Annotated in this window: 13 protein-coding genes and 1 pseudogene; 9 read left to right on the plus strand and 5 right to left on the minus strand. The window is 70.6% G+C overall.

Annotation, left to right across the window (positions count from 1 at the left end; all coding sequences use genetic code 11):
* The first annotated feature begins 656 nt into the window (after positions 1 to 656).
* A complete protein-coding gene (locus IE271_RS35070) occupies positions 657 to 1,238 on the plus strand; it encodes a glycosyltransferase family protein (protein ID WP_229919778.1) in 582 nt (193 codons plus the stop codon).
* Positions 1,239 to 1,279: 41 nt separating this feature from the next.
* Here the strand turns inward: IE271_RS35070 and IE271_RS35075 are convergent, their stop codons facing one another.
* On the minus strand, positions 1,280 to 1,699 hold the full coding sequence (locus IE271_RS35075) for an STAS domain-containing protein (protein WP_190194517.1): 420 nt from the start codon (positions 1,697 to 1,699) through the stop codon (positions 1,280 to 1,282).
* Between the two features lie 67 nt (positions 1,700 to 1,766).
* Positions 1,767 to 4,199 carry an ATP-binding SpoIIE family protein phosphatase gene (locus IE271_RS35080; RefSeq protein WP_190194518.1) on the minus strand — a complete coding sequence of 811 codons (2,433 nt, stop codon included), beginning with the start codon at positions 4,197 to 4,199 and terminating at the stop codon, positions 1,767 to 1,769.
* A 766-nt stretch (positions 4,200 to 4,965) separates the two neighbouring features.
* Here IE271_RS35080 and IE271_RS35085 point away from each other — a divergent pair.
* The 3 genes from IE271_RS35085 (at position 4,966) to IE271_RS35095 (ending at position 7,471) form a co-directional block, all read left to right on the plus strand.
* Positions 4,966 to 5,850: an MEDS domain-containing protein gene (locus tag IE271_RS35085; RefSeq protein WP_190194519.1), complete on the plus strand. Its 885-nt coding sequence runs from the start codon at positions 4,966 to 4,968 to the stop codon at positions 5,848 to 5,850.
* A 74-nt stretch (positions 5,851 to 5,924) separates the two neighbouring features.
* Positions 5,925 to 6,278, plus strand: a complete 354-nt coding sequence (locus tag IE271_RS35090) for an ATP-binding protein (RefSeq protein ID WP_190194520.1) — start codon at positions 5,925 to 5,927, stop codon at positions 6,276 to 6,278.
* A 503-nt stretch (positions 6,279 to 6,781) separates the two neighbouring features.
* Positions 6,782 to 7,471: a hypothetical protein gene (locus IE271_RS35095; protein WP_190194521.1), complete on the plus strand. Its 690-nt coding sequence runs from the start codon at positions 6,782 to 6,784 to the stop codon at positions 7,469 to 7,471.
* A gap of 287 nt (positions 7,472 to 7,758) precedes the next feature.
* Here the strand turns inward: IE271_RS35095 and IE271_RS35100 are convergent, their stop codons facing one another.
* Positions 7,759 to 8,352: a TetR/AcrR family transcriptional regulator gene (locus IE271_RS35100; RefSeq protein ID WP_190194522.1), complete on the minus strand. Its 594-nt coding sequence runs from the start codon at positions 8,350 to 8,352 to the stop codon at positions 7,759 to 7,761.
* A 111-nt stretch (positions 8,353 to 8,463) separates the two neighbouring features.
* Between IE271_RS35100 and IE271_RS35105 the strand changes: the two genes are divergently transcribed.
* The 3 genes from IE271_RS35105 (at position 8,464) to IE271_RS35115 (ending at position 11,893) form a co-directional block, all read left to right on the plus strand.
* Positions 8,464 to 9,477: an NADP-dependent oxidoreductase gene (locus IE271_RS35105; RefSeq protein ID WP_190194523.1), complete on the plus strand. Its 1,014-nt coding sequence runs from the start codon at positions 8,464 to 8,466 to the stop codon at positions 9,475 to 9,477.
* 643 nt (positions 9,478 to 10,120) lie between these two features.
* Positions 10,121 to 10,714, plus strand: a complete 594-nt coding sequence (locus IE271_RS35110) for a DUF4232 domain-containing protein (RefSeq protein WP_190194524.1) — start codon at positions 10,121 to 10,123, stop codon at positions 10,712 to 10,714.
* Between the two features lie 810 nt (positions 10,715 to 11,524).
* The gene (locus IE271_RS35115) at positions 11,525 to 11,893 is read left to right on the plus strand and encodes an STAS domain-containing protein (RefSeq protein WP_190194525.1); all 369 of its coding nucleotides are present in this window, start codon (positions 11,525 to 11,527) and stop codon (positions 11,891 to 11,893) included.
* Between the two features lie 84 nt (positions 11,894 to 11,977).
* On the opposite strand, the gene IE271_RS35120 is transcribed toward IE271_RS35115, so the two are convergent.
* Together IE271_RS35120 and IE271_RS35125 are read right to left on the minus strand one after the other, a co-directional pair.
* Positions 11,978 to 12,802: a hypothetical protein gene (locus IE271_RS35120; RefSeq protein ID WP_190194526.1), complete on the minus strand. Its 825-nt coding sequence runs from the start codon at positions 12,800 to 12,802 to the stop codon at positions 11,978 to 11,980.
* A 194-nt stretch (positions 12,803 to 12,996) separates the two neighbouring features.
* Positions 12,997 to 13,362 carry an STAS domain-containing protein gene (locus IE271_RS35125; protein WP_190194527.1) on the minus strand — a complete coding sequence of 122 codons (366 nt, stop codon included), beginning with the start codon at positions 13,360 to 13,362 and terminating at the stop codon, positions 12,997 to 12,999.
* A gap of 473 nt (positions 13,363 to 13,835) precedes the next feature.
* Between IE271_RS35125 and IE271_RS35130 the strand changes: the two are divergent.
* Together IE271_RS35130 and IE271_RS35135 are read left to right on the plus strand one after the other, a co-directional pair.
* Positions 13,836 to 13,985 (plus strand): annotated as a pseudogene (locus tag IE271_RS35130) (VOC family protein); the annotation flags it as partial.
* A gap of 164 nt (positions 13,986 to 14,149) precedes the next feature.
* Positions 14,150 to 14,749, plus strand: coding sequence for an ALF repeat-containing protein (locus IE271_RS35135; RefSeq protein WP_190194528.1), 600 nt, complete (start codon positions 14,150 to 14,152; stop codon positions 14,747 to 14,749).
* The last annotated feature ends 114 nt before the right edge of the window (positions 14,750 to 14,863 follow it).

A 14,863-nucleotide genomic window follows, 5' to 3' on the forward strand; every position in this document is an offset into this window, starting at 1 on the left:
GGCCCGGGCGCGCCCGGGCTTCGAAGGGTCCTCGTCGACGGCCACACGTCGGCCGCAGCGGGTGCGCGGCAGCAGTGTACGTCGCACGGTATTGAATGCGGCAGTGGTTCCCGAACAACAAGGTGTTGGGTCCACGCACCTCTTTCCCGCGCACGGGCGGATACGCATGTGAATACCGTGGAAATGGAGTTTGACGCCGGTCGGCATCGGAAAGGTCCCGGTCATGGAGCGCCGTGCGGTGGTCGGTTCGCTGCCTGGTGAGCCGGGTGGCGGTGTCCGGTGTCGTCCCCATTACGGGTCGACTCGGCGATTTCGGTGTCCCTTTCCGCCTTCGAGGGCGGCGTCGGGCATCCGCCGGGCCCGCTCGCGGACGAGCGCACCGGTCAACGCCCCCCGCTCGCGTGGAGCCGTCCTCGGTGACCGCGGTGACCGTCGACGTGCTGTCCGGGCCGGCGGTGCAGCGTCGGCCCCGGATCGCCCGTGACCGCCCGGGCGCGCGGGGTTCCCGGCCGTCGACACGATCTGAGAGCCACTTGATGCAGAGTTCGTCCGCACCCGTCCCTGACGTCTCGGTCATATTGCCCTGCGCCGGATTCGCGACGCGCTTCGGGGCCCCTTATTCGAAGGAGCTGCATTGTCTGGCTCCTGGAATCACCGTGCTGGACCGCAGTCTGGAGGCCGTTGTCGAACTGGCCAAAAGCGGACTCAATGTGCGCATGGTCGTCGTATTCGGGACGCACAAGCTGGACACGGTGGGTTATCTCGCACGCTATGCCGAGACCTTCCAGATGGTCTTCGTCTACCAGGACGAGTCGTACGAACCGACTCTCGACGGCGCGATCCGGTCCGCCCTGCCGATGACGCGGGGGCCGGTGGCCCTGGTCCTGCCCGACATCGTCATCAACGGCGCGGGCGGTGCCGGCAGCCTTCTCGCCGCGTTGGGGCAGATCGGGGTGACGGGCTGGAGCGTGGTGGCCGCCGAGGAGCGGAACCCCGACACGCTGCGGCAGATGGGCGCGCTGGCCGTGACCGAGGGCGGCACCATGACGGTCGGGGCGGCCACCGACAAACCGGCCGACCCTTCGGGCTTCAACGCGTTCTGGGGCATGGTGGCGGTCACCGAGGACGAGGCGCACCGGTTGCCCGACGTGGTGAGCGAAGGCGCGGACAGCCCGCTGGTCGGCGCCGCCGCCCTCATGGTGGAGGAGATCGTCAACTACAACACCGTCGCGGGCTGACTCCCCGGGCGCCGACCGTCGCGGGGGCGTCTGCCAGGGCGTCAGTGTGCGTGCAGCGCGTCCTTGACGGATGTGTGCAGGGAGAGAACGGTTGCCAGGCGGGTGAGCTCCAGGGTGCGTTCGACCTCGGGGTGGAGGCCCGCCAGCGCGAAGCCGTTCCCGGCCCCCGTGCGGCGTCGGTGGAGGTCGACGAAGGCCCCCAGGGCGCTGGAGTCGCAGAAGTCCACTCGGGTCAGGTCCAGGACCACCAGCGGTACGTTCCGCATGTCCTCGGTGGCCAGGTGTCCCAGGAGCTGGGGCGCGGTGTGGTAGTCGATGGGGCCGTTGACGGCGACGACGGCGTGGCGCGGGCCGCGGTGCGACGTGAGGGTCAGCGTGGGACCGGCGGGAAGCAGGCTGTTCGGCTCCACCAGGGGTGCGGTGGTGTCGGATCCGTAAGGCCGCTCCTGATGTCGGGTCATGGGGTCGTCCTCCGTACGCGGAGCGCAGGCCGCCGCCGGCGGCTTTCGTTCTCGTGCGGTCCGGTCGTCATGAGGTCTTGATCTCCGCCCACACCACTTTTCCTCCGTCGATCCAGCGGGTGCCCCAGCGTGTGGCGATGGCGTCCACCAGGAAGATGCCTCGGTGCCCGAATTCCCCGGGCGGGGAGATGATCAGGCGGGGCTCCTCGGGGCTGCTGTCCGTGACCTCCAGGACGATGCGTTCGCCCGCCCGCCGCAGCTCGACGCGGAGCGGCGTCTTGGCGTGGCGGACGGCGTTGGCGACCATTTCGTCCGCGATCAGCATCATGTCGTTCACCAGACGCGTCAGGCCCCACTCGCGCAGGGCCTGCGACACGACCAGGCGTGCGTCCGGGACCGCGCCGGAGACCGGGGCGTAGTCGCGTACGACCGTCGTGATCCGTTGTGCGGTGTCCTCGGGCCGCTGGAGGTAGAGCAGGGCGATGTCGTCGTCGTGCTGCCCGCCGGCCAGGGTGTCCAGCAGGAGGTCGCAGTCCGCCTCGATCTCGCCCATGGGCCCGCTCAGCAGCTCCCGCAGCTGCCGCAGTCCGTCGTCGATGGGACGCCCGCGGCGCTCGACCAGGCCGTCGGTGTACAGCAGCAGCCGCGCTCCGGGCGGCAGGGCGGCCTCCTGCTGCGGGTAACGGCGCGGGCCCACTCCCAGCGGGGGCCCCACCTGCGCGTCCAGGAAACTCACACGTCCCCGCGGATCGCGCAGTACAGGCGGCAGGTGTCCGGCGACGGCGCTGCGCAATCGGTCGCGGCGCGTGTCCAGGACCGCGTAGACGCAGGTGGTGATGCAGCCGGGGGCGATGTCGTCGACCAGGACGCTCAGTTGCTGCAGCACCTGGGACGGTGCGAGGCCGAGTTGCGTGTAGGCGCGGCAGGCGGTGCGTATCTGCCCCATGACCGCCGCGGCTCTGACGCCCTTGCCCATCACGTCGCCGACGATCAGTGCCACCTCCCCCTCGGGGAGCGGGATCAGGTCCACCCAGTCGCCGCCGACGTCGCGGTCGCGTGCGGCGGGCAGGTAGCGCGAGGCGCTGACGATCCCCGCGACCGGCGGCAGGGTGGGCAGCAGGTGGCGCTGCAGTTCCATGGCCGCCTGCCGTTCCCGGCGGTAGGCCTGGGCGTTCTGCAGGGCCACGGCGGTCTGCGCGGCGACGCGGGTGACCAGGCGTTCGTGGCGCTCGGTGAAGACGCCCGGTTCGGGGTGCCCGAAGAAGAATCCGCCGAGGACGGTGCCCCGGGACGTCACCGGGACGGCGAGGTAGCTGCGTACCGGCAGATGTCCTTTCGGCATGCCGTGATGCGGTGCGTTGTGCCCGTACCGGGGGTCGGCGGTGACGTCGTGCGACCGCACCACGCCCAGGCCCCGGAAGGTCGGCTCGAACACCTGGGTGTTGCGCGGCATGGGGAACCCGTCGAAGGCCGACCGGTCCGCACCGGAGATCACATAGAGCAGGTACGACTCTCCGGTCTGCCCGAGGACGTTGTAGAAGAAGGCGCCGAACGCCGCCCCGGACAGGCGGGTGGCGGCGTCGACCGCATGCTGCACCAGCGCGTCCAGGTCCAGCTCCGCCGCCAGGGTACGGCCGGCCTCCTGCAGCAGCTCCACGATCGCCGCCTCCTCGCGCAGCTCTTCCGTGGCGCAGAGCAACTCGGCCACCGTCGACTGCAGACGGGCGGCGCACTGGGCCACCACGCTCTCCATGGTCTTCAGCAGGTCCAGGGCCGCGTCCGCACCGTGCGGGGGGCGCCCCGCGGGTGAACGCTCCGCGATCGGCCGCGTCACGGACCGCAGGGCCAGGCCGGTGCTGCCCGCGACGGCGCGGAAGAGGTCGGTGGCCTCCACGGGCAACGACAGGTGCGAGAGCAGCGCCACCGCGAACCACTCGCCCGGCCAGAGCGTCCCGCCGAACAGCAGCATGGAGCGGACGCTGTGTTCCACGAGGTCCGCGAGGAGTTCCTCCTCCAGCCCGTCCGTCCATCCGCCGGGCACGTACACGACCTCGGCGTCGACCGCCGGCAGCGCCGGGCCGTCCGTGTTTGCGGACGTGCAGGCGCCCAGGCGTTCGAGGAACTGGTACACCAAGGGCACATCGCGGGCGGCCTGCGCGGACGGGACGGGAAGGGTCGACGGCCCGGTCCTGGTCACCGCACGCCAAGGGGCGTACGTACCACGGAAACCCGCCAGCGAGAGACCGCGGGCGCGCCCGGCGGGAGGTCTTCCGGCCGCCGTGGCGGCGGGGAGACCCGCCGATCGCACCAGGAAGACGCCCACCGCGGAACAGGCGTGCTCGCTCCGCGCGTCGACCATGCTGTCGTGGAAGAAGTCGGCGACGGTCTGTGCCGCGGTCTCCGGCGACGGCGCTCCGCGAACGGCCTCGCGCAATCCCGCTCCGCAGCGGGCCATCTCCCCCAGACCGAAGGCCGACAGATCGAACCGGACGTCCTGCACTGCGTCACACCCAGAGAGCCGAAAACGAAAAGGCGAACACCACGAGCCGGACCGTGGCACGCACCGTTCTGGCGGATGCGGTCGCACTGCCGCCCCACCGGACGCGTCTTCCGCACAGCGCCGAAAGACACGCGGGAAACTTCTTCTCTGTTCAGCCGTACGACGTACGCATCTCCTCGGATACGGCCGCCAATTGATGGAGGGGCTGGTCTCCAGGCCATTTTGCCGCCCTTTTCACCGTCCTTGACCGGAAGGACAAGTCGTTGTCCGCCTGCCCTCACTCCCCCACCGTGACAGCGAACCGGTAACCTGTCAGGGCCCTACCGCGAACCACCCTTTATAAGGCCCTGAATATGCTAGGGTGCCACCGAAAATTCATGTCCCCGCGCTCGCCGCACACGTCGCCCGAAAGACTTCGGGCACACGCCCCTGAGCCACCTCGCGTTTCGCGGAGTCGGGGTGCGCCCCGCCCGGTGACGCACCGGGTCCGAGACGACCGGCAGGCCGTGCCGATGCACCTGGCCGACGAGCCGGACCGCGGCACCGTCCGGCTACTGGCTGAATGATTCACTCAGCGGCCCGTGGCCTTTGGCGTGCAACGACAGCCTGCCAGACCTCACAGTCGGTCGCCGAGCGATCCGCCCCGGACAGGAATCGGCATTTTGCTCAAGCGTGAGTTCTTTCGACCGGATGCGGCGCTTAGCTGGTTAGCGTATTCAGCAGGTCCGCCGCCGCGACGCCAGGCGGACAGAGGAAGGGAAGCGTCATGTCGGTTACGGTCGATTCCCGCACCATGGCCGTGGAGGACATGCGTCTGGGAGATCACGCGTTCGCGCACTACGCCGACGACGACATCCGCTGGGAGGTGCTCTCGGCCTTCACCCAGACCGGGATCGCCAACGACGAGAAGGTCATCGCTCTGGCGGACCCGGCCGTCGCGCACTCGGAGGTGCTCGAGCGGCTGTCCACCTGGTCGCCGACGACCGAGCAGGCCTGGGCCCGGGCCCAACTGGAGATCACCAGTATGCGTGCGCTCATCCATCCGGACCGCTGCTTCACCGCCAGGCGCCAGATCGACCGTTTACGGGAGGAGACCGTGCGTGCCCGGCAGGAGGGCTACGCGGGCCTGCGCTCGGTCATCGACATGGCCTGGGTGCAGGACCTGCGGATGGACATCGAGGGCGTGATGCACCGTGAGACACACGCTGACGCCCTCTTCGCCGATCACCACTACGCCGAGATCTGCACCTACGACCGCCGCCGTTTCGATCCGGACGTGCTGGAGGCCATGCGGGTCGGCCATCCGGTGGTCCTGCTGGAGCGGCCCGGCGACCTGGCGGCCTACCGCAGCGTCAACGGCCTGCGTGTGATCGGCGACGCCGACACGGCGACGGCCGCTTCGTTCGAGGCCGCTCTGCGCGACGCGCTGGCCGATGCCGGCACGGCGGACCGTCTGCTGCTGGACCTGACCCGCTTGAGTTTCCTGTCCGTCACCTGCGCGCGGACCGTGCTGCAACTCATCGCGAACGCCCAGGGATGCACGTCCGTGGAAGTCCTCTGTTCACCTTTCCACGCGCTCCTGCTGGACGGAATGGGTGCGAGCGCACTGGCGAACCTGGTCCTGCTCGATCCGGTGGAGCCTTCGCAGTGACCGCCGTTCCAGGGATTCGGGCGTCCTACGAGAAGGAGAAACTGACGTTCCCCATCACTTTCCCCTTGCTCCCCATGGTGCGTTTCTACGTCAGGGAGTGGGCCGCCGTCTCGGGGCTGCCCCGGGACCGCCGCGAAGCGTTCGTCCTCGCGGCGTACGAGACGGCGTGCAATGCCGTACTGCACGGCGGGGGGCACGGACTTCTGCGGCTGTACGAGCACCACGGCGCCCTGCACTGCCAGGTGTTCGACCAAGGCCCGGGCTTTTTCGCCGACGCCGACGCCGACGCCGAGGCCCCTGAGAGTTGCGGCACGACGACGGACAGCAAACGCGGCCTGTGGATGGTGCGGCAGCTCACCGACCATCTCAAGATCACCACAGACACCACGGGCACCGTCGTCTCCTTCGCCATCACACTCCCGCCCTAGTGCCGTGACCGGCCAAGTCCCCGCTCCGGGACAGGCACAGCGCGTCAGGGAGCCGATGGCGTTCCCGCCGAGGCAGGAAACGGTCAGCCACTTCGGTATGGAACCGCAGGGACCCGGCCGTACCGTCGACGGCCCTTGCACCACGAATCACGGAACGGACTTCTCTCCGCCCGGTCCTACTGCGGGCCACGCGCCCCGCGGTCCGGCCCACCGCCGCACCGCCCCGACACCCACTTGCCTCCGACCGGTCGAGAGGCAGCACCCGGCAGTCGTCCGGTCCACCCATTGGGAGTACATCCGTACGCCGAGCCCGACCGGAAGAAACCGCAGTGCGGTGGGGGAGTCCACGCCGGTGCGGTACCGAGGAGCCTGACTCCGCTCTTCCCGGGCCCGGCCGGGTTCACCGCAACGGACCCGGCCGGGGTCACGTGGGCCCTCCCCCGTCGCGTCCCGTTTGGTCCTTACCGGTTTCGAGCCCGCTGACGCGGACAGGGCGGTTCTTCATGGCGCGACGTGCCGACTACAACGAGCATCAGGCTGCGAAAAGGCTGCGCGTTCCGCTGGCGGTGTTCCGCTGGGCGCGGCATGTGAGCCTCGTCCCGGCGCCGGACGCGTCGCCGGGGACGTGGTCGCGGGCGGCCGTGGAGGAGATGGACGCCCACGCGGTGCGCGCCGCCATGCCGCACGCGGCCGTCACCGCGGTGACGGCCGCCAACCGGATCGCCCAGGCCCTGGGCACACCGAACGTGCCCGGCCGGCCGGTGGTCGTCAGCGCCTTCGCGGTACACCGGCTCATCGCCCAGGGGCTGCTGACCGGCCTGAGCGCGAACCCGGACGGCGCGCTGCTCAACCCCGACCAGGTCGAGGCCATGTGCCGGCGGCCGGACCTCGCGCAGTGCGTCTCCCCCGAGGCACCGCTGGGACCGGACCAGGCCGCCGCACGGCTGCGCGTGCGCCGGGTCGACTTCGACCACATGCGCACCCTCGGATGGATCGAACCGGCGGAGAGACGCGAGGTGTACTTCGGCACCTCCCGCGTCAACGCGGTCCTGATCCCGATGTTCCGCACCGGTGACATCGACGCCCTGCCCACCGCGCACCCCGAGATCGACTGGGACCACCTGCGCGCCCTCGGAAAGGGCCGGCGCTCCCCTCTCGCCGCCCTGGCCGGACAGCACACCGCTCCGGCATGAAGCAGGCCGAAGGCGAACTTGCGGGAGCCGCGAGAGGGACCGGCACCGCCGCCGTGCACCCCAGCAAGACAGCAGGCCGCGTCGGGTCGTGGGCGACGGCGCGACCGGGCCCTCGCCGAGGACGCGACCCGTTCGCGTCCGGGATTCCGTGGTGCGGCCGGGCCATACGAGTGAGTGGCCCGTGCCGTGCCGAGTGTCGGGAGCCGGCCAGGGCGCCGGCCGGCTCCCGACACTCGGCACACCTTCCCGAGCGCGCGTCCGAGCCCGCTGGTCGACGTGTGGCCGTGTCAGCCACGGGTGCGCGGGCGGCGTTCCTCTCCGGCGGGGCCGCCTGCCGCGCTCGTCAGGATCGCGCTCGCGACGACGTCGAAGAGGTGATCGGCGCGCGGTGCGAGGGAGGGCTGGTCGCCGAGCCAGGCGAGCGCCGCGATCAGCGCGAACAGGTCGGTGCCGTCGATGTCGCCCCGTGCCGCGCCCTCGGCCTGGGCGCGGGCGAGGAGGCGCGCACCGGCTGCGCGCAGGGTGACGCACGAAGCGTGGAGTGCGGACTCGGTGTCCTCGATGGCGGCTGCCATGAGCACGGTGACGCCCCGGTACTCGGTCGTCCACGCGACGCAGTCGCGCAGCCACGAGACGAGAGCGTCTTCGGGCGAGGCCGACTTCTCGAGCTCGTCCGCCTTCGTCGTCAGCTCGTCGAAGCTGGTGTGGAGCAGGGCTTCGAGCAGGGCCTCGCGCGTCGGGAAGTGGCGCAGCAGCGTGGCGAGCCCGACCCCGGCTCTGCGGGCGATGTCGCGCATCGACGCGTCGACGCCCTGCTCGGTGATGGCGGTGCCCGCTACTGCGAGCAGGTGGTCGCGGTTCTTCCTGGCGTCGGCCCGCATCTGTCCCTCTTGACTTTCCGGATCACTGGTCCATATATTCGGATCAGTGGTCCACTTATCTGGAGCACTGATCCGAATAACCTTATCCCGCGGTACGGGCAGGAGAGAACGATGCCGACACACACGATGAGGGCGATCCGGCTCCATGAGCACGGCGGCCCCGAGGTACTGCGCTACGACGAGGTGCCGGTTCCCGAGCCGGGACCGGGCGAGGCGCTCGTCCGCGTGCACGCGGTCGGCGTCAATCCTCCGGACTGGTACCTGCGCGGCGGGATGACCAGCATGCCCGGAGAGGAGTCGACGCTCAGCCTGCCGGCGATCCCGGGGACGGACGTGTCGGGCGTCGTCGAGGCCGTCGCCGCGGACGTGGACGGCCTCTCCGTCGGCGACGAGGTCTTCGGCCTCCTGCGCTTTCCCGGCTTCCGGGGCAGCGCGTACGCCCAGTACGTGACCGCACCCGCCTCGGACCTCGCGCGCAAGCCGGCCGGCATCGACCACGTGCGCGCCGCGGGAGTGCCCATGGCCGGGCTGACGGCGTGGCAGTTCCTGATCGAGGTCGGACACGACCGCCCCTCCCCCTTCCAGGAGGCACGGCATCGCCCGACGGCACTCGACCCCGGTACGACGGTGCTCGTCAACGGCGCGGCGGGCGGCGTCGGGCACTTCGCGCTCCAGTTGGCGAAGTGGAAGGGTGCGCACGTCATCGCGGTGGCGTCGGGCGCGCACGAGTCGTTCCTGCGCGAACTCGGCGCCGACCGGTTCATCGACTACACCAAGGACCGTCCCGAGGAACTCGTGCACGACGTCGACCTCGTCCTCGACACCGTCGGCGGCCCCCACAGCAGCCGCTTCCTGCGCACGCTCAAGCGCGGCGGCGCCCAGTTCCCCGTCCTGCCCGGGGACTTCGACGAGGAAGAGACCGCGAAGCTGGGCGTCACGGTCTCCAGCGCCCAGGTCCGCTCTAACGGAGCGCAACTCGCCGAACTGGGACGCCTGCTCGACGCGGGCACGGTCCGCGTCGCGATCGACAGCACGTATCCGCTCGCGGACGCCCGGGCGGCGCACGAACGCGCCGCCCGGGGGCACCTCCGGGGCAAGATCGTGCTCACGGTCCCTCAGGAATGAGCCCGTCCCACCGACGCACGGCACCCGTCCGCAGGACACCGGTGACCGTCGAGACACCGGGGCCCGCAGCCAGAGGCGCATCCGGGCCCCTTCGTCGGACGTCCGGCGATTCGCGACCTGGTGCGTCAGGCAACGAAGGCACAGACCGAGCGGCGAAGGCACGTGCGACGGTCCGCACCGCATCCGCCCCGTGCGTCGTGAGCGCCTGGAGCAGGACCGGCGACGCACGGCAGAAGAGCCGGTAAGCGCCCGCAGGAAGAGCGAACCGGTCGCACAGAGACACGTCGACGTCTTCGGCCCACCGCCTCCCGTACCGATGCGCCGGTACCGGACGTCACACTGCGCGATGAGGCAGTACTCACCCCGCCCGGCGTGGGCCCGTCCATCAAGGGGATTGTCCACCGGCCGCGCCTACGACGGCGAGGGGGGCGATGTCGACGCCTCGCGGTGAGCGGAGACTGCCGCCGGTACAGGAGCCGACTGGAGTGGCCGAACGGGCCACGCCATTCTCTTGACGGTCGAAGTTTGCACATTTCTTCCCGCCAAAGGTGAGCTTTGCCGATTTATCTTCCGCCAAAACCCGTGATAGACGAAGAAACGCCATCGCTGCCGCACTGCAGCATCACGAGCGGAGGACATTGCCATGACCACGTACCGAAACACCACCGACTGGACGCCCAGAAACCGCACCAGCCACCGGCTCGACCGCACAGCGCTCGCCGCGGCCGCCGTCGTCGCGCTCGGCCTTGCCGGAGCAGGCACCGCACAAGCCGCGGACGCACACGGCACGAGCGCCGCGAAAACCGCACCGGCCTGCTCCCCCGCCGCATTCAAAACACTCTTCGGCAGGCCGCTGGCGGGCGGCATGAATCACCAAGGCGTGTTCATAAAGCTCCGCAATCTCAGTGGCAGTACCTGCGCGCTCCGCGGCTATCCCGGCTTGGCGCTGGAGAACTCCGCGCACAAGACGCTGCCGTCCCACACGCACCGGGGCGACACCTGGTATGCCACCAGCCCCGGCGAGAAGAACCTGATTCTCAAGGACGGCGAGAGCGCCGAGGCGATCGTCTCCTGGACCCACGCCAACACAGGGACCTCCGACGCGGTGCGCGCGTCCTACCTCAGGGTCGCCCTGCCCGGTGCGGCCCGGTACACGACGCTGGCCTTCCCGCAGTGGGTCGATCACGGCGACCTCAGGACCACCGCGTTGGCCAAGCACATCGACGTGGCCGGCTGACGCCACGCGTCACGGTGCGCCCGGCACCGGCCGGTCGCCGCGGCGAGCGGACCCGGCCGTGCCGCGGCCGGCCCGCGAGGAACCGCGTAGTGCTCCAGAACGGCTTCACGGCTGTTGACCTGGAGCTCTACGCTCGGCCGGCGACAGGGCACGATCCGTCTCCACGGTGGTACGGCTCATCCGGAGGTCCAGGCGGCCGGAGCGCGCTACCGGCCGCACTCTCCCGCCTGCTCCTCCGGACGCTCCGTAAGCACCGGATCGTCGCTTGCCACGCCCTCCTTCACCCGGCACCGGCGCTCGATCCAGCGCATTCCGCACCAGCCGCCCACCGCCGGCCGTCCACCGACGGCCGCCGCGCTTCGAGACGTGATCATCCGGTTCACCGGCGAGGACCCACGGCGGGGTACGCGCCGCGCGCACGGCGCGCCGCGCCGACTCGGACACCGGAGCGGAACGCTTCGTCCACTCGGTCCGCGGGGAACGCACAGACCGCATCCTGCCGTTCGACGGCGGTCACACCGAACGGCCTCCGTGACCGCGCCAGGCACTTCACCACCCACCGTCCTCGCCGAGGCGGAAGCCGGCTCGCGTCGCACGACGCCCCCGGCATCGCGCCCTTGCCGGCGGCCCGGAGCGGGCGTCGACACACAGCCGTCGACATCGTCGACGAGTACCGCCGCACAGGCTGATCGCCTGACGGAGGGACATCCGTGCATCGTGCACGAAGACGCATCACGCCGAAGCGATTCGGGCAGGCGTTCCCAGACGAAGTGCCAGAGGAACATCCCGTCGACCGTTGCAGAGGAACCTGTGACAGACACACGACGCAGCACAGGCACCCAGCACCTGTCCTTCACCCGCACCACCACCAGCGACGGCATCACCGTCCTCCGACTGCGGGGCGAGATCGACCATCACACCGTCGCCCCGCTCCACCAGGCCCTCACCGTCCAGGACACGACGTCGGCCCCCCGCACCGTCGTCGACCTCAAGGAGGTGACCTTCATGGACTCCACCGGCCTCAACGCCCTCATCGCCGGCCACCGCGCCACCCTCGACACCCCCGGCTGGATCCGCCTCGCCGACGCCCAGCCCCCGGTGCTGCGCGTCATCCAGATCACCGGCCTGGACACCTTCATCGACTACCACCCCACCCTCGGCCAGGCCCTCACCGCCTAGGCGACGCCGTCGAAGTGCCAGGCCGCACCGGCAGCGAGCGGACCGGCACCATGCCGTCCTGCGACGGCCTGGCCACCCCACCTTTCAGCGGTGGTTCGGTCGCAGGCGCTCGATACGGTCCAGGTCGCCGGCGAGCAGGTCGTGGTGGCCGATGGTGAAGTCCCCGTTGGGCAGGGCCTGCCCCTGGCCGTAGTGCCGCCCCACGACGGCGTCGGGAAGGAAGGCACGCAGGCGGTGACGCATGTCCCCGGGGTAGCCGACGGGGGTTCCCCAGTCGGCGGGAGCCCGGTCGGTCGAGAGCAGGACCCAATGGTCCACGGGCACGACGGCGTCGAGATCCGGCGCCTCGCCGGTGTGGCCGTCCAGGGCCGGAACGGTCAGCCGGTCGGGGTCGAGGGGCGGGTACCACAGCAGCAGGGGCTTGGCGCGTCGCGCGTCGGCGTTGTCGAAGCAGCACACGGCGATGGTGTGGTCGGGGAAGTGATCGGCGTAGAAGCGCAGGAGGTCCGCGTCGAGATCGGGGCGCCGGTGCGGCGGCACCTGCCGCAGCGCGGCGGGGACCGCGGTGGGATCGGCGGCCAGGAGCACCGTGTAGACGTCGTGGTCGAAGACCTGGACGGGCTGCGGTTCCGCGCTCATCCACGCGATGCCCTCGGCTGCTGCGGCGGCATGTTCGACGGCGGCGACCATGCGGTGCAGGATGTCCCCTGCCCGCCCGGCGGGCAGGAATTGCCGGGAGGTGAGGTGCCTGGTGGGCAGGTGCAGCAGCATGGCGTTCGGGCCGTCCGCCAGGTTGACGGCGGTGTTCTGGTAGCCCAGGACGTGGATGAGGCCGTGCACGGGGTGGTGCTGCCGCCCGCAGTACACGATCGTGCCGTTGAACGCGGCCTCGCCGGTCGAGATGCACATGGCGTCAAGGTACCGCCCTCCTCCGGTGGGAACTCCTGTGGGGAGACGCGCCGAAGGCCCTCGCGATTGGCCGGGTCGTGAGCGGTCCCGGCCCGGCGGGCGTTCCTCGGGGGCCGGTGGCGGAACGGCGCGAGGGGTGCGGCCGGGACGGCCGCACCCCTCGCGCCGTTCGCGGCCGGGGCGACCGTGCGGATCTATACGGTGAGCGCGCGGTGCACGGTGGGGTAGCAGTCGAAGACCGCGGTGAGGCCGCTGAACTCGAGGACGCGCCGCACGGACGGCTGCATGCCCGCCAGACGCACCCACCCCGACACCTCCTGGGCGGCGCGGCGGAGCGCGAGCAGGGCGTTGAGGCCGCTGGAGTCCATGAAGTCGACCCATTTGAAATCGATCACCACATGGGCGGGATGGCCGGCCCGGTCGGCGGTGAGGACCTGCCGCAGACGCGGGGCGGTGTACAGGTCGATCTCGCCCTGCATGCTGATGACGGTGACGTCGTCGTGGATGGTGCGGATGACGGACAGCCGGCTGGGACCGTCCGTGCCGAAAGGAACGGACACAGGAGCCTCTGCAACGGTCGACGTGGATTTTCAGCCCATGCTTCCTGTGGGGAAGCGCGGTATTCGACCGTAGGGGTACCGCGCACACATGGCCTACCCACCCAGTGCATAAATGCACCGAATCAGGAGGCGTGGCCGACGGATGGGACGGATGCGAAGCAAGGTACGGCTGGTACCACGTGCCTCGCTCGGCGCTGGCACCGACGCCGGCACCGGCAGGACCGTCGGGCACGGCGCCACGTGGGCGCGGGCCGGGGCGACGCGTCGGCGCCCGCCGCCCGAGAGCATGGTGCCGTGCTCTTCGGCGACGCCGCGCAGACCTCCGGGCAGCCGCTCCGGCCGCCTGCTCCGGTCGGGCCGGCCGGACGACCCGGCCCACCTCCTCGTCCGTGGCGTCCGGGTGGCCGTGGGTGACGTCGTCGAGGAGCGCGCAGTGACAGATCTAGCGATCCTGGCGCTACCGGCCCGAGTGGCGGATCGAGACGCTCGGCGGGCGCAGGCTGGAGCAGTACGCGGACGGAGGGTTCCTAATGATGGCCGGCCCCGAGGGCAACGAGTTCTGCATCATCCCCGAAGGCCCCCTTGAACTCGACGACGAGGGGCGCGCGAACTACCTCGGCTGACCGGCGTTCCCGTACGAACTCCCCCGACGGCAGGCTGCCGACCAGGAGGAGCCGGTGCGAACTGCATGATCAAAGCAGTGTCCCGGCCCGCCTTTTCAGGGCATGATGTCCCCGCTCCGTCCGACCGAACCGTTCCGCGACCACGACACAAGGCGGTCGACCGCATGAGAATGGCCCGCACGATCCTCGCCGTGTCCGCCGGGGCCCTCGCCCCGGCCCTGCTGCTCGCCATCCCGTCCTTCGCCGCCACGACACCGCCGACCGCCACGGTGATCTCCGTAGCCTCGGACACCGGCTCCCCCTACGACGAGATGGACGCGGACGACCTGCGCATGGCGATTCTCCGCATCCTGACCGGCCCCGACAGCGGCAAGCGCGTGACCCGGCAGGCCGACCGGCTCCTGAGCAGCGGCACCGTGGAGGAGATGCGCGCCTGGCTCGAGACCGGTTACCGCCTCGCCCGGGCCGAGGACGACAGCGTCGCCATCGCCAGGCTCCTCGCCGACCCCGACAGCGGCAAGGCCGTCGTCCGCGAGGCCAACAGGGTTCTCGACGACGGCAGTCCCGAAACCCTGCGCGCTTTCCTCGAGACGGGCCTCCGCCTCGCCCGGGCCGAGGACGACAGCGTCGCCATCGCCCGCATGCTGGCCGACCCCGGTATCAGCGACGCCCTGCGCGCGGCGGCGAACGCGGCCCTGGACGACGGCACCCCGGAAGCGCTGCGTCACTTCCTCGAGGTCGGCCGGTACGAGGTCGGCGGCTAGTACTACAGGGCTAAATCTTGATCATTTGGAGCCGTAGCCGCCTTCGGAAATGGCGCCGTCGTGCCTCCGCCTGATGCGCACGCCGCCAGATCGACCAGCGAAGTCCCTGGTGGA

Origin of the sequence: Streptomyces minutiscleroticus (genome assembly GCF_014650875.1) — a bacterium.
Lineage (GTDB): Bacteria > Actinomycetota > Actinomycetes > Streptomycetales > Streptomycetaceae > Streptomyces > Streptomyces minutiscleroticus.

What these genes read in the sequence shown, in the direction of transcription:
- IE271_RS35075 (WP_190194517.1), bottom strand. Translation starts at nt 1,699, where the DNA reads ATGACCCGACATCAGGAGCGGCCTTACGGATCCGACACCACCGCACCC.
- IE271_RS35085 (WP_190194519.1), top strand. Translation starts at nt 4,966, where the DNA reads ATGTCGGTTACGGTCGATTCCCGCACCATGGCCGTGGAGGACATGCGT.
- IE271_RS35090 (WP_190194520.1), top strand. Translation starts at nt 5,925, where the DNA reads ATGGTGCGTTTCTACGTCAGGGAGTGGGCCGCCGTCTCGGGGCTGCCC.
- IE271_RS35095 (WP_190194521.1), top strand. Translation starts at nt 6,782, where the DNA reads ATGGCGCGACGTGCCGACTACAACGAGCATCAGGCTGCGAAAAGGCTG.
- IE271_RS35100 (WP_190194522.1), bottom strand. Translation starts at nt 8,352, where the DNA reads ATGCGGGCCGACGCCAGGAAGAACCGCGACCACCTGCTCGCAGTAGCG.
- IE271_RS35105 (WP_190194523.1), top strand. Translation starts at nt 8,464, where the DNA reads ATGCCGACACACACGATGAGGGCGATCCGGCTCCATGAGCACGGCGGC.
- IE271_RS35110 (WP_190194524.1), top strand. Translation starts at nt 10,121, where the DNA reads ATGACCACGTACCGAAACACCACCGACTGGACGCCCAGAAACCGCACC.
- IE271_RS35120 (WP_190194526.1), bottom strand. Translation starts at nt 12,802, where the DNA reads ATGTGCATCTCGACCGGCGAGGCCGCGTTCAACGGCACGATCGTGTAC.
- IE271_RS35135 (WP_190194528.1), top strand. Translation starts at nt 14,150, where the DNA reads ATGAGAATGGCCCGCACGATCCTCGCCGTGTCCGCCGGGGCCCTCGCC.